The organism is Micromonospora sp. M61, assembly GCF_018070245.1.
Lineage (GTDB): Bacteria > Actinomycetota > Actinomycetes > Mycobacteriales > Micromonosporaceae > Micromonospora > Micromonospora zamorensis.
The window spans coordinates 23,880-46,368 of sequence record NZ_JAGPYA010000029.1; the positions used below are offsets into that span (position 1 = coordinate 23,880).

The 22,489-nt window shown below is 70.8% G+C and carries 21 protein-coding genes and 1 tRNA gene; 9 read left to right on the forward strand and 13 right to left on the reverse strand.

Features of this window, described 5'->3' with window-relative positions; translation table 11 throughout:
- Window position 1: 1 nt before the first annotated feature.
- Window positions 2-790, reverse strand: coding sequence for a DUF3662 and FHA domain-containing protein (locus KBX34_RS18150; protein ID WP_007454122.1), 789 nt, complete (start codon window positions 788-790; stop codon window positions 2-4).
- Between the two features lie 207 nt (window positions 791-997).
- Between KBX34_RS18150 and KBX34_RS18155 the strand changes: the two genes are divergently transcribed.
- The 3 genes from KBX34_RS18155 to KBX34_RS18165 all read left to right on the forward strand — a co-directional run bounded on the left by KBX34_RS18155 (window position 998) and on the right by KBX34_RS18165 (window position 3,069).
- Window positions 998-1,083: transfer RNA gene (locus tag KBX34_RS18155), tRNA-Leu, on the forward strand.
- A gap of 64 nt (window positions 1,084-1,147) precedes the next feature.
- Window positions 1,148-2,263, forward strand: coding sequence for an NAD-dependent epimerase/dehydratase family protein (locus KBX34_RS18160; RefSeq protein ID WP_210791844.1), 1,116 nt, complete (start codon window positions 1,148-1,150; stop codon window positions 2,261-2,263).
- Window positions 2,260-3,069, forward strand: coding sequence for a WecB/TagA/CpsF family glycosyltransferase (locus KBX34_RS18165; RefSeq protein WP_374223697.1), 810 nt, complete (start codon window positions 2,260-2,262; stop codon window positions 3,067-3,069). The genes KBX34_RS18160 and KBX34_RS18165 overlap by 4 nt, the downstream gene beginning before the upstream one ends.
- A gap of 64 nt (window positions 3,070-3,133) precedes the next feature.
- Here the strand turns inward: KBX34_RS18165 and KBX34_RS18170 are convergent, their stop codons facing one another.
- A complete protein-coding gene (locus KBX34_RS18170) occupies window positions 3,134-4,690 on the reverse strand; it encodes a S8 family serine peptidase (protein WP_088950849.1) in 1,557 nt (518 codons plus the stop codon).
- A 217-nt stretch (window positions 4,691-4,907) separates the two neighbouring features.
- Here KBX34_RS18170 and KBX34_RS18175 point away from each other — a divergent pair, with 217 nt between their 5' ends.
- Window positions 4,908-5,507 (forward strand): hypothetical protein, encoded by a 600-nt coding sequence (locus KBX34_RS18175; protein WP_141912018.1) that lies wholly within the window; start codon window positions 4,908-4,910, stop codon window positions 5,505-5,507.
- Here KBX34_RS18175 and KBX34_RS18180 read toward each other — a convergent pair.
- The 3 genes from KBX34_RS18180 to KBX34_RS18190 form a co-directional block, all read right to left on the reverse strand.
- Window positions 5,475-5,873 carry a hypothetical protein gene (locus KBX34_RS18180; RefSeq protein ID WP_141912017.1) on the reverse strand — a complete coding sequence of 133 codons (399 nt, stop codon included), beginning with the start codon at window positions 5,871-5,873 and terminating at the stop codon, window positions 5,475-5,477. The two genes, KBX34_RS18175 and KBX34_RS18180, sit on opposite strands and share 33 nt — an antisense overlap.
- 215 nt (window positions 5,874-6,088) lie before the next feature.
- On the reverse strand, window positions 6,089-6,310 hold the full coding sequence (locus KBX34_RS18185; protein WP_088950846.1) for a DUF397 domain-containing protein: 222 nt from the start codon (window positions 6,308-6,310) through the stop codon (window positions 6,089-6,091).
- Complete coding sequence (locus KBX34_RS18190) at window positions 6,286-7,161, reverse strand: helix-turn-helix transcriptional regulator (RefSeq protein ID WP_088950845.1); 876 nt, start codon at window positions 7,159-7,161, stop codon at window positions 6,286-6,288. Before KBX34_RS18190 ends, KBX34_RS18185 begins: the two co-directional genes overlap by 25 nt.
- Window positions 7,162-7,787: 626 nt before the next feature.
- Here KBX34_RS18190 and KBX34_RS18195 point away from each other — a divergent pair.
- Both KBX34_RS18195 and KBX34_RS18200 read left to right on the forward strand, forming a co-directional pair.
- Window positions 7,788-8,072, forward strand: coding sequence for a hypothetical protein (locus KBX34_RS18195; RefSeq protein WP_088950844.1), 285 nt, complete (start codon window positions 7,788-7,790; stop codon window positions 8,070-8,072).
- A gap of 98 nt (window positions 8,073-8,170) precedes the next feature.
- A complete protein-coding gene (locus KBX34_RS18200) occupies window positions 8,171-8,632 on the forward strand; it encodes a hypothetical protein (protein WP_088950843.1) in 462 nt (153 codons plus the stop codon).
- A 7-nt stretch (window positions 8,633-8,639) separates the two neighbouring features.
- On the opposite strand, the gene KBX34_RS18205 is transcribed toward KBX34_RS18200, so the two are convergent.
- Both KBX34_RS18205 and KBX34_RS18210 read right to left on the reverse strand, forming a co-directional pair.
- Window positions 8,640-9,524: a PASTA domain-containing protein gene (locus tag KBX34_RS18205; RefSeq protein ID WP_210925974.1), complete on the reverse strand. Its 885-nt coding sequence runs from the start codon at window positions 9,522-9,524 to the stop codon at window positions 8,640-8,642.
- Window positions 9,525-9,690: 166 nt separating this feature from the next.
- Window positions 9,691-10,386 (reverse strand): PASTA domain-containing protein, encoded by a 696-nt coding sequence (locus KBX34_RS18210; protein WP_099849551.1) that lies wholly within the window; start codon window positions 10,384-10,386, stop codon window positions 9,691-9,693.
- 122 nt (window positions 10,387-10,508) lie between these two features.
- Here KBX34_RS18210 and KBX34_RS18215 point away from each other — a divergent pair, with 122 nt between their 5' ends.
- Window positions 10,509-11,891: a hypothetical protein gene (locus KBX34_RS18215; RefSeq protein ID WP_210925975.1), complete on the forward strand. Its 1,383-nt coding sequence runs from the start codon at window positions 10,509-10,511 to the stop codon at window positions 11,889-11,891.
- 98 nt (window positions 11,892-11,989) lie between these two features.
- Here KBX34_RS18215 and KBX34_RS18220 read toward each other — a convergent pair whose 3' ends face one another.
- Both KBX34_RS18220 and KBX34_RS18225 read right to left on the reverse strand, forming a co-directional pair.
- Window positions 11,990-13,468: a glutamate--cysteine ligase gene (locus KBX34_RS18220; protein ID WP_210925976.1), complete on the reverse strand. Its 1,479-nt coding sequence runs from the start codon at window positions 13,466-13,468 to the stop codon at window positions 11,990-11,992.
- 297 nt (window positions 13,469-13,765) lie between these two features.
- Window positions 13,766-14,347 (reverse strand): YceI family protein, encoded by a 582-nt coding sequence (locus KBX34_RS18225; RefSeq protein WP_088950838.1) that lies wholly within the window; start codon window positions 14,345-14,347, stop codon window positions 13,766-13,768.
- A 99-nt stretch (window positions 14,348-14,446) separates the two neighbouring features.
- On the opposite strand from KBX34_RS18225, the gene KBX34_RS18230 reads away from it, so the two are divergent.
- On the forward strand, window positions 14,447-14,953 hold the full coding sequence (locus KBX34_RS18230; protein ID WP_099849546.1) for a MarR family winged helix-turn-helix transcriptional regulator: 507 nt from the start codon (window positions 14,447-14,449) through the stop codon (window positions 14,951-14,953).
- A gap of 249 nt (window positions 14,954-15,202) precedes the next feature.
- Here the strand turns inward: KBX34_RS18230 and KBX34_RS18235 are convergent, their stop codons facing one another.
- The 3 genes from KBX34_RS18235 to KBX34_RS18245 form a co-directional block, all read right to left on the reverse strand.
- On the reverse strand, window positions 15,203-17,860 hold the full coding sequence (locus KBX34_RS18235; RefSeq protein WP_210925977.1) for a helix-turn-helix domain-containing protein: 2,658 nt from the start codon (window positions 17,858-17,860) through the stop codon (window positions 15,203-15,205).
- 124 nt (window positions 17,861-17,984) lie between these two features.
- Window positions 17,985-19,133: an acyl-CoA dehydrogenase family protein gene (locus KBX34_RS18240; protein WP_210791830.1), complete on the reverse strand. Its 1,149-nt coding sequence runs from the start codon at window positions 19,131-19,133 to the stop codon at window positions 17,985-17,987.
- A gap of 78 nt (window positions 19,134-19,211) precedes the next feature.
- Window positions 19,212-20,744, reverse strand: a complete 1,533-nt coding sequence (locus tag KBX34_RS18245; protein ID WP_210925978.1) for an acyl-CoA carboxylase subunit beta — start codon at window positions 20,742-20,744, stop codon at window positions 19,212-19,214.
- 167 nt (window positions 20,745-20,911) lie between these two features.
- Between KBX34_RS18245 and KBX34_RS18250 the strand changes: the two genes are divergently transcribed.
- The gene (locus tag KBX34_RS18250) at window positions 20,912-21,472 is read left to right on the forward strand and encodes a snapalysin family zinc-dependent metalloprotease (protein WP_088950833.1); all 561 of its coding nucleotides are present in this window, start codon (window positions 20,912-20,914) and stop codon (window positions 21,470-21,472) included.
- A 63-nt stretch (window positions 21,473-21,535) separates the two neighbouring features.
- Here the strand turns inward: KBX34_RS18250 and KBX34_RS18255 are convergent, their stop codons facing one another.
- The gene (locus tag KBX34_RS18255) at window positions 21,536-22,447 is read right to left on the reverse strand and encodes a hydroxymethylglutaryl-CoA lyase (RefSeq protein ID WP_172862251.1); all 912 of its coding nucleotides are present in this window, start codon (window positions 22,445-22,447) and stop codon (window positions 21,536-21,538) included.
- Between the last annotated feature and the right edge of the window lie 42 nt (window positions 22,448-22,489).

The window sequence follows — 22,489 nt, forward strand, 5'->3', positions numbered from 1 at the left end:
GTCAGCCGTCCACGCGGAAGGTCAGCGTCGTGGTGCCGAGCTGGACCATGTCACCGGGGTTCAGAGCGACGGCGGAGACCCGCTGCCCGTTGACCATGGTGCCGTTGGTCGACCCCAGATCGGTCAGCACGACCTGGCCGCCGTCGAAATCCAGCCGGGCGTGTCGCCGGGAGATGCCGACGTCGGGCAGGCGCAGGTTGGCCTGGTCGCCGCGACCGATCACCGTCGACCCCATCTGGAGGGGGTAGGTGCGACCGTCGCCGGAGACCAGCCGCACGTTGCGACCGCCACCGTGCCCAGGCGGGGGGCCGTAGCCACCGCCCTGGTCGTACGCGGGGTAGGCGGGCGGGCCGGCGTCGTAGCCGGGTGCCGACACTGGGGCGACCTCGCCGCCGGTGTAGACCTCGGCCGTGACACGGAACATGCCCGTGTCCAGGCCCTCGCCTCGCTCGATCTCGACGATCACGTCGCCGTAGACAGTCCAGGCCTGCTCGCCGATGAACTCCGCCTGCGACTGGGCCAGTTCCTGGGCCAGCGCAGCGGCGTACGGCGCCAGCCGACTGTGGTCGAACGGCGAGAGATCGATCACGTAGCGGTTGGGCACCAACGTGCGCCCACCGGCCAGGATCGCCTTGTGCGCCTCGGCCTCCCGCTGCATGGCGTTGAGGATCTCCACGGGGTGGACCACCCCTTTGAAGACCTTGGCAAAGGCCCCTTCGACCAGGCCTTCCAGACGCTTCTCGAAGCGTTGCAGCACGCTCACCGGCTCCTCCTCGGGTCCCGAGGACATGATGGTATCCGGCCGGCGCGCGCGCAGCTCACACGCCGCTCGGCCGGCTGCTCTCGACCCGTTCGGAAGGGCCGGGACTGTCGTGCTAATCTTTCGTCCGCCACGAACGGTAACCGCTCGTGGCGAGCGCCAGGGACAGCGTAGTATTCCCGAGGCCCACTGGAGACAGGGGGACCGGGGCGGCTACAGTGTTCCGGGTCGTGCCACGGGGATGTGGCGGAATGGCAGACGCGCACGGTTCAGGTCCGTGTGCCCGAAAGGGCGTGGGGGTTCAACTCCCCCCATCCCCACCACCGACGAGGGCTCCGCTTGATGCGGGGCCCTTCCGTCATATCGGGACGTGCCGGACGTCACGCTATGCTGCGTTGGATTCTGCCTCCGATGGACCAGGAGTGGCGTGTGAGTGTCGCGTTGGTGACAGGCTCGGGTGGCCTGATCGGCTCCGAGGCGGTCCGGCACTTCGCCGGCCTCGGCTTGGACGTCGTCGGCATCGACAACGACATGCGCCGGTATTTCTTCGGCGAGGACGGCTCCACCTCGTGGAGCCTGGAGCGGCTCGGCCGGGACCTGGGCAACTCGTACACCCATTACGCGGTGGACATCCGGGACCGGGACGGCTTGGAGCAGGTCTTCAAGAAGTACGGCTCGGACATCGCCGTGGTGATCCACAGCGCCGCGCAGCCGAGCCACGACTGGGCCGCCAAGGAGCCGTACACGGACTTCGACGTGAACGCCGGCGGCACGCTCAACATCCTGGAGAACACCCGCCAGCACGCGATCGATGCGCCGTTCATCCACTGCTCGACCAACAAGGTCTATGGCGACCGGCCCAACAGCCTGCCGCTGGTCGAGCTGGAGACACGGTACGAGCTGCCCGAGGACCACCGCTGGCACCAGGGCATCACCGAAGAGATGTCGATCGACCACTCGCTGCACTCGGTCTTCGGCGCCTCCAAGGTCGCCGCGGACGTGATGGTCCAGGAGTACGGGCGCTACTTCGACATGAAGACCGCCTGCTTCCGGGGCGGCACGCTGACCGGCCCGGCCCACTCCGCGGCCGAACTGCACGGGTTCCTGGCCTACCTGATGCGCTGCGTCATGGAGGGCCGCACATACAACCTGTACGGCTACAAGGGCAAGATGGTCCGCGACGCGATCCACTCGCATGACGTGCTGACCGCGTTCGAGGCATTCTTCCGGGCTCCGCGCTCCGCCGAGGTCTACAACCTCGGCGGCGGCCGGCACTCCAACACCTCCCACATCGAGGCGTTCCGGATCGCCGAGGAGATCACCGGCCGCGAGGCACGGATCAACTACGTCGAGCAGAACCGCACCGGCGACCACCAGTGGTACGTCAGCAGCATGGCCCGGTTCGAGGAGCAGTACCCGGACTGGAAGATCACATACGACGTGCCGATGATCCTGCGCGAGATCTACGAGGCCAACGTCGGCAAATGGGTGCCCCAGTCATGACCACGCCACGGACCAAGCGCAACGTCCTCGGTGTCCTGGTCGACGCCACCGACTACGCCACGGCGACCGATGCGGTGGTGACCGCGGCTCACGAGCGGCGCCCGCTCGCGCTGACCGCGCTGGCCGTGCACGGCGTGATGACCGGAGTGCTGGACCCGGCGCACAACGCGCGGCTCAACTCCTTCGACGTGGTCACTCCGGACGGGCAGCCGGTGCGCTGGGCGCTCAACCTGCTGCACCACGCCGGGCTCACCGACCGGGTCTACGGGCCGACTCTGACGCTGCACGTGCTGTCGCGCTTCGCCGACGAGGGCCTTCCGGTCTACCTGTACGGCTCGACCGAGGAGACCCTCGCCAGGTTGATCCCGGCCCTGGAGCGGATGTTCCCGGCGCTGAAGATCGCCGGGGTGGAGCCGTCGAAGTTCCGTGCCGCCCAGCCCGGTGAGGATGCCGAGATCGCCGACCGGATCCGTTCCAGCGGTGCCCGGCTGGTCCTGGTGGGGCTCGGCTGCCCGCGCCAGGAGGTCTTCGCGTACGCCATGCGACCGCTGCTCGACATGCCGCTGATGGCGGTCGGCGCGGCCTTCGACTACCACGCCGGGCTGCTCCGCCAGCCCCCGTCATGGATGCAGCGCGCCGGCCTGGAGTGGTTCTGGCGTCTGGGTCTGGAGCCGAAGAGGCTCTGGCGCCGCTACGTCATCCTCAACCCGGCCTACCTGAGCCGGCTCGCCGCCCAGAAGACCGGCCTGTGGAAGGCCCGCCCGCCGGTGCCGGCCACCGAAATGCCGGCCACCTTCTCGGTCTGACCCGATCCCGTACGGCACGAGGCCCCACCGGTCTTCCGGTGGGGCCTCGGCCGTGGGAGACCGGTCAGACGGTCAGGGTCCAGGTGTTGATGTAGCCGGTGTCGGCCGAGTAGGTGTCCCGCACCTGGAGCCGCCAGATGCCGTCGGCGGCCTCACCGGACACGTTGACCGTGTACGTGGCGTTCACGTTGTCGGCGCTGTCCGAGGTGCTGCTGTTCTTCAACCGGTACGCGCTGCCGTCCGGCGCGAGCAGGTCGATGACCAGGTCACCGCGGTAGGTGTGCACGATGTTCACCGCGACGGTGGAGGTCGACGAGGCGTTGCGTCCACAGCCGGAGATGGTGATCGAGCTGGTGACCGCGGCGCCGGCGTCCGGGATCGACACGTCGGAGCCGTTGGTGCCGGTGCAGCCGGTGGGCGGCGGCGGGGTGGTGCCGGTGCCCACGTTGAGCAACAGGTTCGGCGAACCCGAGCCGGGGTTGGAGACCACGTTGGGGGTCGCGTTGGCCACCAGTTGGTTGCGGACCTGCGCCGGGGTCCAGCCCGGGTTGGCGCTGGCCACCAGGGCCGCCGCTCCGACCACGTGGGGCGTGGCCATCGAGGTGCCGCTGATCGTGTTGGTGGCGGTGTTGCTCGTGTACCAGGCCGAGGTGATCGACGAGCCGGGCGCGAAGATGTCCAGGCAGGTGCCGATGTTGGAGAACGACGACCGGGCGTCCGTGTTGGTCGTCGAGCCGACCGTGATGGCTTCCGTGGTACGCGCCGGCGAGGTGTTGCAGGCGTTCGCGCCGCTGTCGTTGCCGGCCGCCAGGCCGTACGTCACACCCGAGGCGATGGAGTTGCGGACGGCGTTGTCCAGTGAGGTGTTCGCGCCGCCGCCGAGGCTCATGTTGGCCACAGCCGGCTTGATCGCGTTCGCGGTGACCCAGTCGACACCGCCGATCACGCCGGCGTTGGTGCCGCTGCCGGAGCAGTTCAGCACCCGTACGCCGACGAGCTGGACGGCCTTGGCCACCCCGTACGAGGAACCGCCCACGGTGCCGGCGACGTGCGTGCCGTGCCCGTTGCAGTCGTCGGCCGAGCCGCCGTCCACCGCGTCGTAGCCGGAGGTCGCCCGGCCACCGAAGTCGTTGTGGGAGAACTTGATGCCGGTGTCGATGATGTAGGCGTGCACGTTGCTCGCCGTGTTCGGGTAGGTGTAGGAGCTGTCCAGCGGCAGGTTGCGCTGATCGATCCGGTCCAGGCCCCAGGAGGGCGGGTTGGCCTGCGTTCCGGAGATCGAGACGGTGTGGTTCTGCTCGACGTACGCCACCGCCGGGTCGGCCGCGATCCGCGCCGCCGCGCTCGCGCTGACCTTGACCTCGAAGCCGCGCAGCGCCGCGCCGTAGGTGCGGGCCACCGTGCCACCGTGGCGGCCGGAGAGCCGCTTCGCGGTGTCACCGACCCGGTCCCGGGCCACCGCGCTGTCCTTGAGTACGACGATGTAGCTGTCCGGCACGGCGGTGGGACCGCCCGCGGCCCGGACCGCTCCGGTGGGTTCGGCTGCCAGCGCTGGAGCGCCGACGGCCAGCATGGTCGCTGCGGCCACCCCGACCAGCACGGACCTTCGTGGAAGACCCATTTCCTACCTCCCTCCGACCGGCGGCGGAACGCGACCGCCGGTCCCCTGAATCAATCGACCATTGCCGATCCAGCTGAGGGTAGATCAGGGCACAGGCAGTTGGACATGTCGAAACGTCCATAACTCCAGGAGGATGCCCCCTACGGGCACGACGTCCGGGACGAACGGGGGACCGGCCCGGATTCGCCTCGCGTCGATCCGGGAAAGACTCTCGAACATGGAGAGTCAGCTCACCATCCTGCTTCCGGTCGCCGCCCTCTGGCTGGCCGCCGGCGTCGTTGCCGACGGCCTCCCTCGGCTGCACAACACCCGCGTGCTGCGCCGACGTACCGGATGGTTGCTGGTGTTGACCCTCACCGGGGTGGCGCTCACCGCGGCCGTGCTCGGCGGCGGTCTGCTCAGCGCCGGCACCACGCCGGTCGACCGGGCCGCCGCCGGGCTCGGCCTGGCGGCCGGGCCGGCGCTCGTGGCCGCGGTCTGCTCGGTACGCCGGGTCCGCCGGCTGTGGGCTGGCGCGGGCGCCTTCGCCAGCGCGCCCGCGACACCTGCGCCGCACGGGCTGCGCGCCGCCGCGGCCCACCCGCTGCTCGGGCTGCCACTGCAGGTGACCGCCCTGGCCACGGTGCCTGCGGTGATCGCGGCGAACGGCACCGACCTCGGCGCCGATCCGAGTGTCACCGGGCCGGCGATCACCGTGGGCGCGCTCGCGGTGGCCGCCATCGCGGTCCGGCACGCGCTACGCCACAGCCGTCTCGCCGAGCGGGCCCAGCCCGACGTGCCACGGTCAACGCGGGCGACCAACCCCCTGCACGTATAGCAGCTCCAGGATTGCCCTGGTCGCTTCGAACCAACGGTCCAGCCACTCCTGCGGCGGCGCACTGCCCTTCGGCGGCAACTCCATCAGGAGGCCACGCAGCAACGGATGGTCGGCAAGGGACTCGGTGGACTCCATCGGCCAGCCAGTCGGCGGAAACGACGGCTCGATCAACGGATTCGGGTCCAGCGAGGGCAGCGAGAGCGGCGGGTCCGTCGACTCGGAGGACCCCTCCCGCCCGCTCAACTCCTGGTCCGTCGAAACCACCTCGGTCAGAACGGTGTCCCGACGGGCGCCGCGGTACTTGCCACCGAATCGTTCCGGCTTGGCCGGACCGTTGGTGAGATTTTCTGAACCGATCGTCGTCATCCGTCTCGCCTACTCGCTCGGTTGCGGGTCGGTGCGGCAGACCGTTGGCCATCGCCGTACCGACCGGTTCAACGAGACGGGCGCGTTGTGGCGACGGGATCGCCCACGGAACCTCACCCACCACCGTCACGAACCGGCCTCCCACCAGGGCTTTTCCCCGGCCGTGGCAAAGTCCCCGTCCGGAGGACCGGACGGGGACTTTGTTGATCACTCGGTCAGGCCACGCCGAACGCACCGCCTCGCGTGCCGGCGACGAAGGCGTGCCAGTCACCCGGCGCGAAGACTAGGGCTGGGCCCGCCTTGTCCTTCGAGTCCCGCACTCCGACCGCCCCCGTCACGTATGCCACCTCCACGCAGTTGTCACAGTTCGGCCCGCTCTTCGAGCTCTTGAACCATGCTGCCTGCGCCAGGTTCACGGGGAACCCCTTGGTCGCCATTTCCACAACGGCTCCTCTGCCAGTTTTGCGATGTGTGCGACGGACTCCTCCGGACGTATGGCCGCAGCGCGGATGTGATCGAAGATGAAGCTGTACTTCTGTAGTTCGTCGCTCTTCTCGAGGAAAAGCCCACCCGTGGCGTTCTCCGCGTACACAACATCCGGATCACCGGGCTCAGGGAAGCTGAGGATCGTGAAAGTGCCGTCCATGCCGGCATGCGCACCAACCTCGAACGGCAGGATCTGCAGCGTCACGTTCGGCAACTCGGCCACCTCGACCAACCGCTTGAGCTGGCCGCGCATCACCTCGTCCCCGCCCACCGGCCGACTTACCACCGCCTCATCGAGCACCACCCACAGATCGACCGGATCGTCCTGGGTCAATAACGACTGACGGCCCAGACGGACACGCACTCTCTGGTGCACCTGGTCGGGGGTGAAGTCCGGCCGAGCGGCGCGGATCATGGCGCTGGCGTACTCCTCGGTCTCCAGCAGACCCGGCACGACCTGCTGCTCGTATGCCCTGATCGAACTCGCCGCCGCCTCCAGCCCGACGTACGCGCCGACGAGCACCGTGCTGTACGGGTGCCACCAGCCCTTCTGGCGCGCCTCCCGGGCGATCTGCACGAGCTCGTCGCTCTCGGCGCCGACCACCCCGTAGATCCGCAGCATGTCCCGCACGTCGCGAGGGGTGGCCGTGGTGTGGCCGGTCTCGATCCGGGAGACCTTCGAGGCGGAGCACTCCAACTGCTCGGCGACCACCTCGATGGTGATTCCGGCGGACTCCCGCTGGCGGCGTAGCTCGGCACCGAGCCGTCGCCGTCTGATGGTGGGACTGCGCCTCTCACTCATGGCGCAACCCGTGCGCCACTGGTCTCCGCCGCTGGCTGCTCGACCCCACTCGGGCTACCTCCGGTCACGCGCCACTGGGTGACACCCGCCGGGGGCGCGACCGTCGACCGGCGAGCGTTCGCGACGAAGGGGGTGGTGCCGGTCCTCGGCCGGCCGCGACGGGCGATACCGGCCCTCAGTGTGCCGTCCGGACGCGGATGGCTTCAATAGGCCTTTCGCGCGACACGCTCACGTATCGGCAAAAGTCGACGTGCAACTTGCATGAAGCACGTCCCTGATGCAGTCTGTCCGTATGGCACGGATCACTCAGCGTCTCCGTCCGGTCCCTCGGAGTGGTTACCCCACCGAGCCGGGGAAGCCGGACACGACGCGGACCCGGCCGACGATACCCAGACCTGCTCCGGGGTGATGACCCCGCCGCTGCAAGCCGGCAAGCTGCGGCGGCGGGCGCGGTTCCCGGAAGCAGTCGGGTGGTGGTCGGGTGGCGGCACGTCACCAGCGGAGTACGGCCCGACCACCACCATCCGCACCACCGGTTCACGAGGCACGACCCCGTCGCCGGCCGAGACGTCCCCCGTTCAGGCACCGCCGGCACCACGGCCGGCCGATCCTCCCCAGGAGCCCATGTGCTTCCCCGCACCGGTGACGTACTGCACGTGACTCGCGCGGCGAGTGTCCAGTTCCTCAGGCCTATCAAGTTCCGGGTGATCCGGGTGCTCGACTGGCCCACCTATGACGGCTGGCTCTGGCTCGACGGCTACGAGTTGAACGCCGCGGGCGACGCGGTCAACCGACGCTCGATCTTCGTCCAGCGGGCCGGGCTGGAGCAGCTGCAGGCCGCCCCCGAGCCCCGTCCGCACACCGTGCGGGCCCGGCGGCCGGTCGCCCGTACCCCACTCCGGGTGGGCTGACCGACCCGATCCGCCGCCGGTGGGCGTGCCGTCGCCATAGAATCGGTACGCCCACCCCGGCACCGTTCCACCCGTACGTCCAGGACCCTGACCCTGGGATGGTCATGGTCAATCAGCCCGCCCTGCGGCGGCACCACCGCTCCCGTATCGCCTACGCATTCGGACTACTCGCCCTCCTCGGGGCGATGGCCACACTGCTGGTCCTCGTCCGCGACCCAGCGATGTCGTCCACCCGGCTGACCGCGCCGGTGCCCGCACCGGAGATCACCGTGGTCGACGTCGACCCTCCCTACGACGCAGATCCATCGGTGCGCGACGACCCCGGCTGGATCGGCGCCGACGCTCGGAGCAGCCACGCCGGAGTTGCCGACCCGACCACCCCGGCGGCCGGCCACGGTGCCGGCGGCCAGTCCGACGGGCGTCAGGAACTCACCGAAGCAGCCCCGGCCGGACACACCGCGACGGACGTCCGCCGCTCCCTGTTCTGGTCCGGAATCTTCGGCCTCACCATCTCGCTGGCCGGCCTCGGCCTGGTCGGCACCCGCCGTCGGATGTGGTGACCACCGGTCACGGCGTGTTCGTCACCGTGGGGCGCGCCGTGGTCGGGCTCGCCCCGGTCGAGGGTCGGGCCTGGGAGATCACCAACAACACCTCGTCGTCGGTCGACACCGACGTGCCCGCCTCCGGCTCGGTGCCCACCACGGTCCCGGGCGGCAGTTCCGACGACCGGTACACCACCCGGTGGGCCAGGCCGAGCCGGTCCAGCAACCCCTCGGCGGTGGCCTGCGGCAGGCCGGTGAGTGGCGGCACCGGCACCTCCTCCGGTGCCGTGGTGGTCGCCGAACTGCTCGGCGTCTCGCTGGTAGGCGCCGCCGAGGTCGGGGACGCGCTGGTCGGCGCGGCGCTGGTCGCGCTGGCGGACGGGAGCGACGGGGTGGACCCCGGGTCGTCCCGATCGTTCTCCCGGCTGGAGAGCACCAGCCAGAGGGCGCCCCCGAGCAGGGCGACGAGCAGCAACGCGAGCACACCCCAGAGGATCGGCAGCCACCATCGCCGGCCGCCCTGTTCCTCCACGTACCACTCCCCGGCGGGTTCCGCCGACCGGGGCGGCCGCACCTCGGCCCGTCCAGACCACGACGGCGGGTTCGGCGGCGCGCTCGGCGGCTCGGCGGGGATCCGCCTCGTCTGGTCGCTCGGGGCGCCCGACGGCATACCGGCGGAACGGTCGATCGGCATGGTCTGGTCCGGCGACAGGGCGGGACCAGCCGGCTCGGTGCGGTCGATCGGCGTGGTCTCATCCGGAGCCGCAGGCCGAGTGACCGGTGCGGTCTCATCCGGCGCGGGGGCAGGTCGAGCCGGTTGCGGTGGTTCCGGCCGGGCGGCCGGTGGCAGAGGGCGGGTCCGGTCGTCGTCGTGCTCGCCGGCGGGAGGCTCCTGGCGGTCGTCGCTCATCGCTCGTCCCTTCCCGGACCGGACGGGCGTCATGGCCCTCGGACCGTCAACCTAGCCGGCCGTAGCGCCCTCGGTGGGGATCAGCGTGTCGAGTCGCGCCGGTCGCGGCCTACCGATCCGCGGCGGGGCCGCGCAAGCCGCCGCCGAGAATCAGCTCCCACCGAGGTCAGGGCGTGGGTTTCGTGGTCGGCTGTTCGGGGGCGTCCGCCCCACACCAGATGCTGACCTCGTCGTTCCAGCGGGCAGGGCCATCCTCGGCCGGCTCCTGCCGGGTGACCTTTCCGCTGCGTCCACTGACGTAACGCGGATAGAGGCCCTCGTCGATCAACTCGTTGACGGCCTTGTCGCAGTTGTCCCCGATCACGTCCGGCACCTCGGCCGCTGGCGCCGGCCCGGACACCTGAAGTTGCACGGTCGTGCCCCGGGTGACCGCGGTGCCCACGGCGGGTGAGGTGCTCTCGACCGTACGGCCGGTGCCGCCTCCGAAGACCAACCGCCAGCCCAGCCGCTGCTTGCGCAACGCGTCCCGAGCCTGCACGAAGTCGGTGCCGATCACCGGTGGCACGGTCAGACCCGCACCCTTGGTCGCGGTGGCGGAGGTCCGGACGGTCGACGGTGTGGCCCGGCCGGTGCTCGGCCGTGAAGCGGTGGCCCGGCTCGTCGGCGAACCGGTCGTCGCGACCGCCAACGGATCCCCCGAGGATGCGCCGTCCTCGCCGGCCAGCAGCCAACCGCCCGTCGCGCCGACCGCGGCGAGCAGCACAGCGGCCAGCCCACCGCCCAGCAGCACGCTGGCCCGGCCGGCGCCGCCGCCGTCCTGACCACCGACGGCATCCTGTCGGCCCGTGTTCGTGTCCGTCATACCGCCCACCGCCTCATCACCGGCGACCGTACCGCCCGTCGCCCAACCTGTTGCGCCGGGCCGTTCATACCGGCGGGTCGTGCGACTCGCCGCGCCGACGACGGGACGTTACGCTGCCCGGCATGGCCAGACAGGGCTGGGGAGTGTCGATCGCCACGGCGATCGGGGTCGCTGCCGGCGCGGGCGCCGCCCAACTGGGCTTCGGCTACGGGTTGGGCGTCATCACCTGGACGCCCACCGATGCCGGAGCCACCGACACCGCCTGGGCGGATGGCCTCGCCTGGGCGACCTGGCTCGCTGCCAGCTCAACGGTCCTCGGCGCGGTCTGCGCGCAGCGACTGCACCAACGCACCACACCGACAACGGTCGAGCCACAGGTGACCGAGCCCGCCACCGTGCTCGATCAGGCGTCCCAGAGTGGCGGAGTTCCACCTGCCACCGGTGCCGCCGACCCCCAGGCGAGCAAGGTGGCCGCGCCCGACGACCGTGGCGGTCTGCTGCGCCGGGTCGCCCTCGCGCTCGGCGCCGGGATCGGCGGCCTGGTGACGGTGCTGCTGATCGCCGTGCCCGCGCGGGTCGCGACCGGCGCGGACACCGGCGCACCGCAACGGACCGCCGCCGTCCAGGCGACGCTCGGGATCCTGCTGGGCGTACTCGTCGCGATCTGGGCGCTCCGCTCCCGGGCAGCCGCGGTCAACGTGACCGCGACGGCCGCCTGGCTCTGGCTGCTCGCGGTGGTCTCGGTCATTGACGGGGTACGCGTCGGGCGAGGGCTGACCGGTGCTCAACTGGGCACCTGGCAGCTCGACCCGGACCACTCGCGGTACTGGATCGGTGACCAGCTCTACTGGCCCGGCGCGCTGCTGGCACTCGTACCCGCGCTGCTGATCGGTCTGCTGGCCGCCCGGCGGGCCGCCCGCCCGGCCGGGCACCGCGTCGGCGCGGCAGCCTCCGGCGCTGCCGGTCCGGTGCTCGTCGCGCTCGCCTACCTGACCACACTGCCGCACTGGTCGACCCTGGGCCCCGCGCAGTTGTCCACCCAACTGATCGCCCCGTACGCGGTGATCGCCGGGGTCGGCGGCTCGGTGCTGGCCGCCGTCCTCGCCGAGCGGGCCGACCGGCACCGGGCGGCGCACCGCGGCGCGGCCTCGCCGGGTACGACCACCGGCCCGACCTCGACCGTTGAGCCCGAACTGACCCCGGCTACCGACGGCGGGCCGACTCCGACCGCCCGGGTCACGCCCACTGCGGTCGCCGAAGCCGATCCCGCGCCACCGGCCCCCGACTCGTCGACCCGCACCACAGGTCGGCGCAGCAGGGCCGACACCGCACCGCAGGCAACTGAGGCGGCCTCCCCGCCGAACGAGGGTCCGACACCCAGGGTGCCCGCACCACGCGTGAACCCGGACGTTCCGGTTGTCGCCCCATCCACCACCGAGGATCCGACGTCAAGCGCCCGGCGCACCCGCTCAACCCGCCGCGCCACCCGCCCCACGACGGACTGAGGACTGCCCTGCTCTGTTGACCATGAAGTTGTTGCCATCCCACGCAGCGTGTCGTGGCAACAACTTCATGATCGACGCGGGTGTGGGCGGGGTGGGGGTTAGGGGACTGGCCAGGTGTGGACCGGGTTGTTGGTGCGTTGGAGTTCCGCGTAACGCTGGACCATGTGGTGCAGCGCGTCCTTCCGGTCCATGCCGTGCCGCCGCTCCGCCGCCCAGACCGCCTCGGTCTGCCAGACGGCGCCGTTGCGACCGGTCCGGCAGCGCTGCTCGATGATGCCGAGCAGCCGGTCCCGCTGGGCCGGGGCGACACCGAACCCGTCCAGGCCGACGGCGGCGGTGGGCAGCAACTGCTCCAGCACCAGCTTGGTGACCGGCACCTCACCGAGCCCGGGCCAGTGCAGCACGGCGTCGAGGCCACGCCGGGCGGCGGCGTGGAAGTTCTCCTCGGCGGAGCTGAAGGTGAGCTGACTCCAGATGGGGCGGTCCGACTCGGCCAGACCGCGGGCCAGCCCGAAGTAGAAGGCCGCGTTGGCGAGCATGTCCACCACCGTCGGACCGGCCGGGAGCACCCGGTTCTCCACCCGCAGGTGCGGACGGCCGTTCATGATGTCGTAGACCGGGCGGTTCCACCGGTAGACCGTGCCGTTGTGCAACCTCAGCTCCCCGAGCTGCGGCACACCGCCGGCGTGCAGCACCTCCACCGGGTCCTCGTCCTCGCAGATCGGCAGCAGCGGCGGGAAATACCGGACGTTCTCCTCGAACAGGTCGAAGATCGAGGTGATCCACCGCTCGCCGAACCACACCCGGGGCCGTACGCCCTGGGCCTTCAGTTCATCCGGACGAGTGTCGGTGGCCTGCTGGAAAAGGGCGATCCGGGTCTCGGCCCAGAGTTGACGGCCGTACAGGAAGGGGCTGTTCGCGCCGACCGCCACCTGCACACCGGCGATGGCCTGGGACGCGTTCCAGTAGTCGGCGAAGCTGTCCGGTGCCACCTGGAGGTGGAACTGGAGGCTGGTGCAGGCGGCCTCGGGGGCGATCGAGTCGGTGTGCGTGCGGAGCTGTTCGACGCCACGGATGTCCAGCTCGATGTCCTCGCCCCGAGCGCCGACGATCTGGTCGTTGAGCACCCGGTAGCGCTCGTTGGTGGAGAGATTGTCCTCGACCAGGTGCCCCTCGGTGAGGGTGGGCAGGATGCCGACCAGGACGATCTTGGCGTCGGACCTGGCCGCTCGCTCGTCGGCCCGGGAGAGGCTGCCGCGCAGGTCATGCTCGTATTCGGCGAAACCGGTGCCCTCGATCAGCCGGGGCTCGGCGTTGAGTTCGAGGTTGAACTGCCCCAGCTCGGTCTGGAAAAGGGGGTCGGCGATGTCGGCGAGGATCTCCTCGTTGCGCATCGCCGGCTCGGCCGCCGAGTCGACCAGGTTGAGTTCGATCTCCAGGCCGGTCATCGGTCGGTCGGCGTCGAACCCGAAGTCGTCCAGCATCAGGGCGAAGACGTCCAGGCACCGCCGCACCTTCTGCCGGTACCGGACGCGATCATCCCGGGTGAAGGCGCCCTGCGAGACGTCCCTGCCCATGTGGTGTCCTCCCGACAACCGGCGCGGTCGGGATCCTGCCGTCCCGGAAGCGCATTGTGAACCATCACGGTAAGAGCGCCCACCTGACCGGGGCCAGAGGCCAATGGCGGTGATCCGACATCGACCCGAGCGGACGCTGCTCGTGGCGCCATCTGTACCCCGCCGTCAGCCGCCAGGACCCGATGGCGGTGAGAACAACTCGTGACAATTACCACGACCTCGGCATCGGATGTCAGAGACGACGCAGGGCCCGCGCCGACGTGCGGCGCGGGCCCTGCGTGGTTGATCCGGGAGGGATCAGGCCTGACGGACGGCCTCGCCCTCGATCTCAATCTTGATCTTGCGGCTGACCAGCACGCCCCCGGTCTCCAGGGCGACGTTCCAGGTCAGGCCGAACTCCTCGCGGTCGATCTCGGTGCTCGCCGAGAAACCGAAGATGTCCTGGCCGAAGGGGCTGCGGCCGACACCCTCGAACTCCACCTCCAGCTCGACCGGGCGGGTGACGTCCTTGATGCTCAGCTCACCGGTGAGCACGAACTCGTTGCCACGACGGGACTTGACCCCGGTGCTGCGGAACTCGAGCGTCGGGAACTTCTCCGAGTCCAGGAACTCGGGGCTGCGCAGGTGTGCGTCCCGGTCGGCCTGCGTGGTGTCGATGCTGGCCGCCTGAATGGTCGCGACGACCGACGACTGCAGCGGGTCCTCGGCGATGGTGATGGTGGCGGTCGCCTCGTTGAACTCACCGCGAACCTTGCTCACCATCATGTGCCGGGCAACGAAGCCAACCCGCTTGTGCGCCACGTCCAGCGCGTAGGTGCCGGCCGCCGGGATGGTGAGGCCGTCCCAGTCGCGGGTAACCGCATCGATGCTGCTGGTCATGCTGCTGTCCTCCAGGAGATTGTTTAGTAGCCCAACGACTGCCTGAGCAACTATAACCACTGCAATATTCCCCGTGTCAAGTACTGCTACGATGAACCGGTGACCAACGTCTTCGACGATCCCCGGATCACCGCCGTCGGCCTGCTCTTCGAGGCACACGCCGGGCTCTCAGCCCGGTTCAACGCCCAACTCGAAGAGCACGGCCTCTCCGCGGTCGAGTTCGAGGTCATCACCCGTCTGGCCCGCTCACCGGGCAACCAGCTACGCATGACCGACCTCGCCGCGCAGACCTCCCTGTCGACCAGCGGAGTGACCCGTGTGGTGGACCGGATGGAACGTGACGGGTTGCTCACCCGGCGCGCCTGTCCGAGTGACCGGCGCAGCTCGTACGCCGTGGTCACCGCCGCCGGCATGCAGCGACTGAACGAGACGCTGCCCGGGCACCTGCAGATGATCGAGCAATGGTTCACCGGCCAACTCGACCCCGAGGCACTGGCGGCCCTTCTCGACGGGCTGCGCCGGGTCCGCGACGCCGCGCATCCGTGCGCCACCGCCGGCAGCGACGACACCAGCTTCGAGCAGCAGACCGACGCCGCCCGGTCCTGAGCACACCCGAGGGTGGGCGGGGTGACAGCACCGGCAGAAAGACCGGCAGAACTGGCTGAGCCAAGCTGGATGATCCGGGCGAAGCCGGCTTTCTGCCGTCGCAGCGGTGGCAGGCTTCTTGCACCGGGGATCACCGGGGGGTGACGGCGCGGGCGATCAGCGAGGGGTAGCACCAAGGGGGCTCTTCGCCCGCGCCACTCTCGCCCCCGGGCGCCTCGGGCGCGCCCGAGGCGGCCGACACGGTCGGGTTTACTGGGCCGCCGGCCCTTCCCGGGCGGTGGTCAACGCGTAGAGCAGTCCGGTCTCCTGCGGCAGCAGCTGGATGCCGCTCTCCTGGCAGGCCCGGGCGAGCCGGTCGAGCACGGCCGGATCGGCAGTGCTCGCGGCCAGCCCCACCAGCGCTTCCACCACGTCCCGGCGATCCCGGCCCGCCTCGTCGGCGGCAGCGGCGAACCACTCGGCAGCCAACTCCCGGTCACCCCGGTGCAGCGCGAGATTCCCCTCGATCAGCGCGCAGAGCCCGGCGTCCGGTCCACCCCAGGGCAGTGCCGCGTCACCGGAGCGCGGTCGCGGCAGGACCCGCCCCGACCCGGCCGCCGCAGCCTCGGCCACCCCGGTACGCAGCTCGGTGAGCACCTCGGTCGCCTCGGCAGCACGCCCGTCCTGGGCGAGCGCCAACCCGACCGTTCCCAGCACCCGGCGGCGGTGCCCGGGATCGCCCAGCTCGGAGAACCCCGCCATCGCCCGCCGACCATGGTCGACGGCGTCCGCGTACCAGCCCTCCAGGCGGGCGACCTCGGCGCGATTGGCCCAGGCCAGCACCCGCAGCCGCTGCTCCCCACTCTCGGCGGCGAGCCGGTCCACCGCGGCGAGCCGGCGTCGGGCCGCAGCCAGGTCACCGACCCGGATCTCGTGCCAGGCCAGGCTGTTCTGGGCCACCGCCAGGTCGCGGGTCCGCCCATTGCGGGCGGCCAGCCGCAGCACCACCTCGGCCTGCTCGCGAGACTCGTCGTGCCGGCCGACGGAGATCAACAGGTTGCCGAGCACGGTGCGCGCCTCCAACTCCCCGGTGACGTCGCCGGCCTCCAGGAAGGTGTCCAACGCCGCGCGCGCCGTCGGCAGTTCCTCGGCGCTCGCGCCGTGCTCGGCCGCGAGCCGGGCAACCCCGAGCGCGGCCCAGCCACGCAGGACCGGATCGGCGTCGGCGGTACGCGGGTCGGCCAGCAGCCGGTGCAGCCACTGTCGTCCGACGACGTCGCGCCCACGGAACCGCCACCAGCGGGTCAGACAGGCCGCCAGTCGCAGCGCGGTCAACGGGTCGTCGGTGGCCGCGTGGGACAGCGACGAGCTGATGTCACTGCTCATCTCGTCCAGCCGGTGCACCGCGTCGGACATTCGTGGGCCGATCAGGTCGATCGCGGTCCGCGCCACCAACCGCGCGATCACCTCCGCGTGCCGCCGCCGGATGCAGGTCAGCTCACCCTCGCCGGCCGCCTGCTCCACGGCATAGTCACGGACAGCGTCGAGCAGCCGGAACCGGAACGACCCGGTGCCGCGTACGCCCAGCAGCCCCAGCTCGACGAGCCGGTCCAACAGCGGAACAGGATCGATCGCCACCGTGCCGTCCCGGTCGGCCTCGTCGGCGAGCATCTCCTCGGCCAGCTCCACCGACCAGCGGTTGCCGAACACGGCGAGCTGCCGCAGCGCCGCCCGCTCGTCCGGCGCCAGCAGTCGGTAGCTCGTCGCCACCGCGTCGCGCAGGGTGACCGTGGCCACCGCCGGGGTGGTCTCCGGGCCGCTCGACCCCGGGGTGAACGCGTCCAACGGGTCCCAACCGGGGTGGACGGGGGGATCGGCGGGAGTGGCGAGGTCGAGCACCCGGTCGCCGTACCGGTCGAGGAGCTCGGTGAGGTCGAGGAGCCGGCCCCGGGCGGCCATCAGCTCGATGGCCAGCGGCAGCCCGCCCAGGCGACGAACCAGCGCGGCAAGCGCTGGCAGCTCGTCGGGTGTGGGTGTCTCCCGGCGGACCTGAGCGAGCCGGGCGGTGAACAACGCGACAGCCGGCCACGATTCGAGCGTGGCCAGCCCGGAGCGTTCGGCGTCCGGTGGCGGCACGTCGAGCGGGGAGACCGGCCAGACCCGCTCGCCGGGTAGGCCAACCGGGTGCCGTCCGGTGACCAGCACCCGCAGCGAGGGCAGGGCCGCGAGCAGCCGGTGCAGCGTCGCGGCCACCGGCCCCGGGGCGCGTTCCACCGCGTCCATCACCAACAGCGCCGGCTGCCCGGCGAGCCGGGCCACCAGGTCCGGCAGCCGTGCCGCGCCAAGCACCGACATCGAGGCGGCGAGCACGTCCGGCCCGTCCGAGCCCTCGCCGATCAGCACCCCGGTCACGCCGGCCGGGTGGGCCGAGGCCACCACGTGCGCCATCGACGTCGCCAGGGCGGTCTTGCCGACCCCGGCCAACCCGACCAGGCTCACCAGCCGGGGCCCGCGCTCCGCCGTCAGCATTCCGGTCAGCTCGGTGATGTCGCGGTCCCGGCCGATCAGCGTCACCGGTGGTGGGAGGTTCACCGGCCGGTCGGCGGACGTGGTTCTGCCGCTGACCGCGAGCGCTGGCGAGGTGGTGTCCGGGCGGACCAGCTCACCGGCGGAGCCGCGGGCCGCGGCCAGGAACGCCGCCCGGCCGGTGTCGGTCAACGCCAGCGCCGTGGCGAGCAGGTCCACTGTGGTGCGCTGCGGCCGGACCGCCCGACCGCGCTCCAGGTCACGCACCGTCCGCACACCCACCCCGGCCCGGGACGCCAGCTCGGCCTGGGTCAGGCCGGCGGCGCGTCGATGCTCGCGGAGCAGCTCCGACAGGGCGGTACGACCAGCCGGGCTCCGCGACCGATCATGATCCGGAGTCATGGGCACGAAGAGTACGGATCGACTCCGACGCTCGGCAGTCGAACGTCGGGCTATTGACGCCCACCCGCCGAAACCCGACAGCCGTACTGGCGGTCCACCCGGTGCGGGTGTCCGACTGGATCTCTCAGAGGCCCAGATCCCGAGCGATGATCATGCGCTGCACCTCACTGGTGCCCTCACCGATCTCCAGGATCTTGGAGTCCCGCCAGAACCGGGCCACCGGGTACTCGTTCATGAAGCCGTACCCGCCATGGATCTGGGTAGCCTCCCGGGCGTTGTCCACGGCGATCGTGCTGGCGTGCAGCTTGGCGATGGCGGCCTGCCGCTTGAACGGCTCGCCGGCCAGCATCCGGGCGGCGGCGTCGTAGTAGGCCAGCCGGGCGGTGTGCGCCTTCAGCTCCATGTCGGCGATCTTGAACTGGATCGCCTGGTTGGCGCCGATCGGCCGGCCGAAGGCGTGCCGCTCCTTCGCGTACTTGATCGACTCGTCGACGCAGCCCTGGGCGAGGCCGACGGCCAGCGCGGCGATGGCGATCCGGCCCTCGTCGAGGATGCGCAGGAACTGGGCGAAACCCCGGCCCCGTGCACCGAGCAGGTTGGCAGCCGGCACGCGACAGTCGTCGAAGGTCAGCTCGTGGGTGTCCGAGGCGGTCCATCCCACCTTGGAGTAGCCCGGCGCCACAGTGAACCCGGGCGTGCCGGACGGCACGATGATGGTCGACAGCTCCTTGGAACCGTCCGGGTTCGTGCCGGTCACCGCGGTGACTGTCACCATGGCCGTGATGTCGGTGCCCGAGTTGGTGATGAACGCCTTCGATCCGTTGATCACCCATTCGTCGCCGTCCAGCACCGCCCGCGTCTGGGTGCCGGCGGCGTCGGAGCCGGTGCCCGGCTCGGTGAGACCGAAACCGGCCAGCGCCTCGCCGCTGAGCAGCTTGGGCAGCCAGGTCGCCTTCTGCTCCTCGGTGCCGAAGCGGTAGATCGGCATCGCGCCCAATGACACCGCCGCCTCCAGCGTGATGGCCACGCTGGAGTCGACCCGGGCGATCTCCTCCAGGGCCAGGCAGAGGGCGAAGTAGTCGCCACCCATGCCGCCGTGCTCCTCGCCGAAGGGCAGGCCGAACAGGCCCATCTTGCCCATCTGCCGGATCACCTCGTACGGGAAGGTGTGCTGCTCGTAGTGCTCGGCGATGACCGGGGCGACCACCTCGCGCGCGAAGTCCCGCACGCTGTCCCGCAGCGCCGTTTGTTCGTCGGTGAGCCGGAAGTCCATCTCATCCTCCTGTAAGGACGGTCCCGCCCGGCGCTCGTGACGCCGGGGCGGGTCGCTGTGGGGGGCCCGGATCGAGGATCAGACCGGGGTGACGCCGTGCCGACGGCGGGAGAAGTGCCGGTCCTTCGTACGCGCCGCCGCGAACCGACGGACCAGCTCGGTGCGCAGGTCCTGCGGCTCGACGATGGCGTCCACCACCAGCTCACTGGCGAGGCGGACGACGTCGATGTCCTGCTCGTACTCGGCCCGCTTCGCGGCGACGAAGGCGGCCCGCTCGTTCTCGTCCGCGATGGCGGCGATCTTGTTGGCGTAGACCGCGTTCACGGCGGCTTCGGCCCCCATCACCGCGATCTTCGCGGTCGGCAGCGCGATCGTGGCGTCCGGCTCGAACCCGGGACCGGCCATCGCGTAGAGGCCGGCGCCGTACGCCTTGCGGACCACCACGCAGATCTTCGGCACCGTCGCCTCGGAGATCGCGGTGATCATCTTCGCGCCGTGCCGGATGATGCCCTGCTTCTCCACCACGCTGCCGACCATGAAGCCGGGCACGTCGCTGAGGAACAGCAGCGGCACGTTGAACGCGTCGCAGAGCTGCACGAACCGGGTCGCCTTGTCGGCCGAGTCGACGAAGAGCACGCCGCCCTTGAACATCGAGTTGTTGCCGACGACACCGACGACCTGGCCGTCGAGTCGGCCGAAGCCGATGGTCAACTCCTTGGCCCAGAGGGCCTGGATCTCGAAGAAGGAACCCTCGTCGAGCAGACCCTTGACGTAGCGCCGCATGTCGAACGCCTGCCGCTCGCTGGCCGGCACGAGCGCGGCAAGGTCGGCCTTGGCCGGGGCGGCGACGGCCGGGGCGGTCGGCGGCGCCTGCGTCCAGTTCGCCGGGAGGTACGACAGGTAGGTCTTCACCACGTCGAGCGCGTCGGCCTCGGTCTTGCAGAGGAAGTGCCCGACCCCGGATTCGGCGGTGTGCACCTTGGCCCCGCCCATCGCCTCCAGGGTGGTCTTCTCGCCGGTGACCATCTCGACCATCCGGTCCGAGCCCAGATACATGCTCGCGTTGCCGTCGACCAGGGCGACCACGTCGCAGAACGCCGGAATGTACGCCCCTCCGGCGGCGCTCGGGCCGAACAGCGCGCACACCTGCGGGATCGAGCCGGAGGCGCGCACCTGGTTCCAGAAGATCTTGCCGGCGCCACGGCGGCCGGGGAACAGGTCGACCTGGTCGGTGATCCGGGCGCCGGCCGAGTCGACCAGGTAGACCATCGGCACACCGGCGCCGTACGCCCGCTCGATGATCCGAATGATCTTCTCGACGGTGCGGGCGCCCCAGCTGCCGGCCTTGACGGTGGAGTCGTTGGCCATCAGGCAGACCTGTCGGCCGTCGATCGTGGCGGTGCCGGTGACCACCCCGTCGGCGGGCAGCCCCTCGGCCATCGTGTTGGCATAGAGGCCGTCCTCGACGAAGGAGCCCTCGTCGACCAGGAGCGCGACCCGCTCTCGCGCGAACAGCTTGCCCTTGGCCGCGTTGGCCGCGTGGTACTTGTCCGCGCCGCCGGACCGGGCCCGCTTGCGCAGCTGCTCCAGTGCCTCACCGTCGAGCGTCACGCCGACTCCCTCGCCATAACGACCTGAACGATCGTTAGGCTAGCGCATCGGCACGACCGTCGGCGACCCACGGGCGAATCAGACGGCGAAGCTTGACGCAAGACATTGAAAAAGATGAATGCTTATCGCTAGGCTCCTGACACCCCCCTCCCAGATCGGAGTCAGCGATGACCTCACGACTCAATCGGCTCGCGGTCGCGTTCCTCGCGACGGCACTCGCCACCCTCGGCGTCACGGTCGCCAACCCGTCGCCCGCGTCCGCCGCCATGACCATCTGCTACAACACCAGCCAGGCGGGCAGCTACGCCAGCGTCGCCAACCAGGCCGCATCGATCTGGAACAACGCCACAGTGAACCTGACCCTCTCGGCGAACTGCGGCTCCAACCTCCGGATCTACCGGATCACCGGCGGCGGCTCGTACGCCCAGCGGACCAGCCTCGGCAACGGCCGGGTCTACATCGACACCCAGCAGGCCGCCCAGTACAGCGTGCTGCGGATCATGACCCACGAGATCGGGCACATTCTCGGCCTGCCGGACAACTACAACGGGAACTGCGCGCTGCTGATGTCCGGCGGCAGCGCCGGCACCAGCTGCACCAACGCCTACCCCAGCTCCGCCGAGGCGAGCCGGGTGAGCAACCTCTTCGCCGGCACGTTCAGCGCCACCGACCGCAGCGCGGACATCTTCCGCGACAGCTGGCCGAGCGCGCTCACCTCCGTGAGCTGATCGACCTGGCACGTGGAAGGGGCCGGTGCACGCGCGCCGGCCCCTTCGTCGCGTCCGAACCGCTCAGCTCGGCATCGGCGTCAGGCGGGTACGCGGGCCCGCCCGCAGCACGCCGGACGGGAGCTTCTTGCCGAGCAACTCCTCGGCCAGCTCCGCCGCCTCGATCAGGGCCGCCAGGTCGATGCCAGTGTCGATGCCCATGTCGTGCAGCATGTGCACGGCCTCCTCGGTGGCCAGGTTGCCGCTCGCTCCCGGCGCGTACGGGCAGCCGCCCAGGCCACCGACGCTGGCGTCGAACTCGGTCACCCCCAGCTCCAGCGCGGTCAACAGGTTGGCCAGCGCCGTACCCCGGGTGTTGTGGAAGTGCAGCAGCACCGGCACGTGCGCGTTGCGGTCGCGTACCGCGGTCAGCAGCTCGCGGACCCGGCGTGGGGTGCCCATGCCGGTGGTGTCGCCGAACGCGACCCGGTCCGCGCCGTCGCGGACCACCCGGTCGACGATGCCGGCCACCCGCGCCGGGTCGATGTCACCCTCGTACGGGCAGCCGAAGCTGGTCGCCACGATCACCTCGACCTGCGCGGACGCGCCGTGCAGGAGGTCGATCAGCTCAGCGATGTCGTCCAGCGACTCGTCGGTCGACCGGTTGACGTTGCGCCGGTTGTGCGTGTCGCTGGCGGAGACCACCACTTCGATCTCGGTGAAGCCGGCGGCGAGGGCCCGCTGGGCGCCCCGGGTGTTCGGCACCAGCGCCGAGTACCGCACCCCGTCGGCCTTGACCGCCCGCTGCCACACCTCGTCGGCGTCGGCCATCTGCGGGATCGCCTTGGGGTGCACGAACGACACCGCCTCGATTCGGCGTACGCCGGTGCCGGAGAGGGCGTCGAGCAGCCGCACCTTGGCGTCGGTCGGGATCGGGTCCTCGTTCTGCAACCCGTCCCGTGGCCCGACCTCACGGATGGAGACGGAATCTGGCAGTTGACTCATCGGTCACCTCGCTGTGACGTCGGATCGGGACAG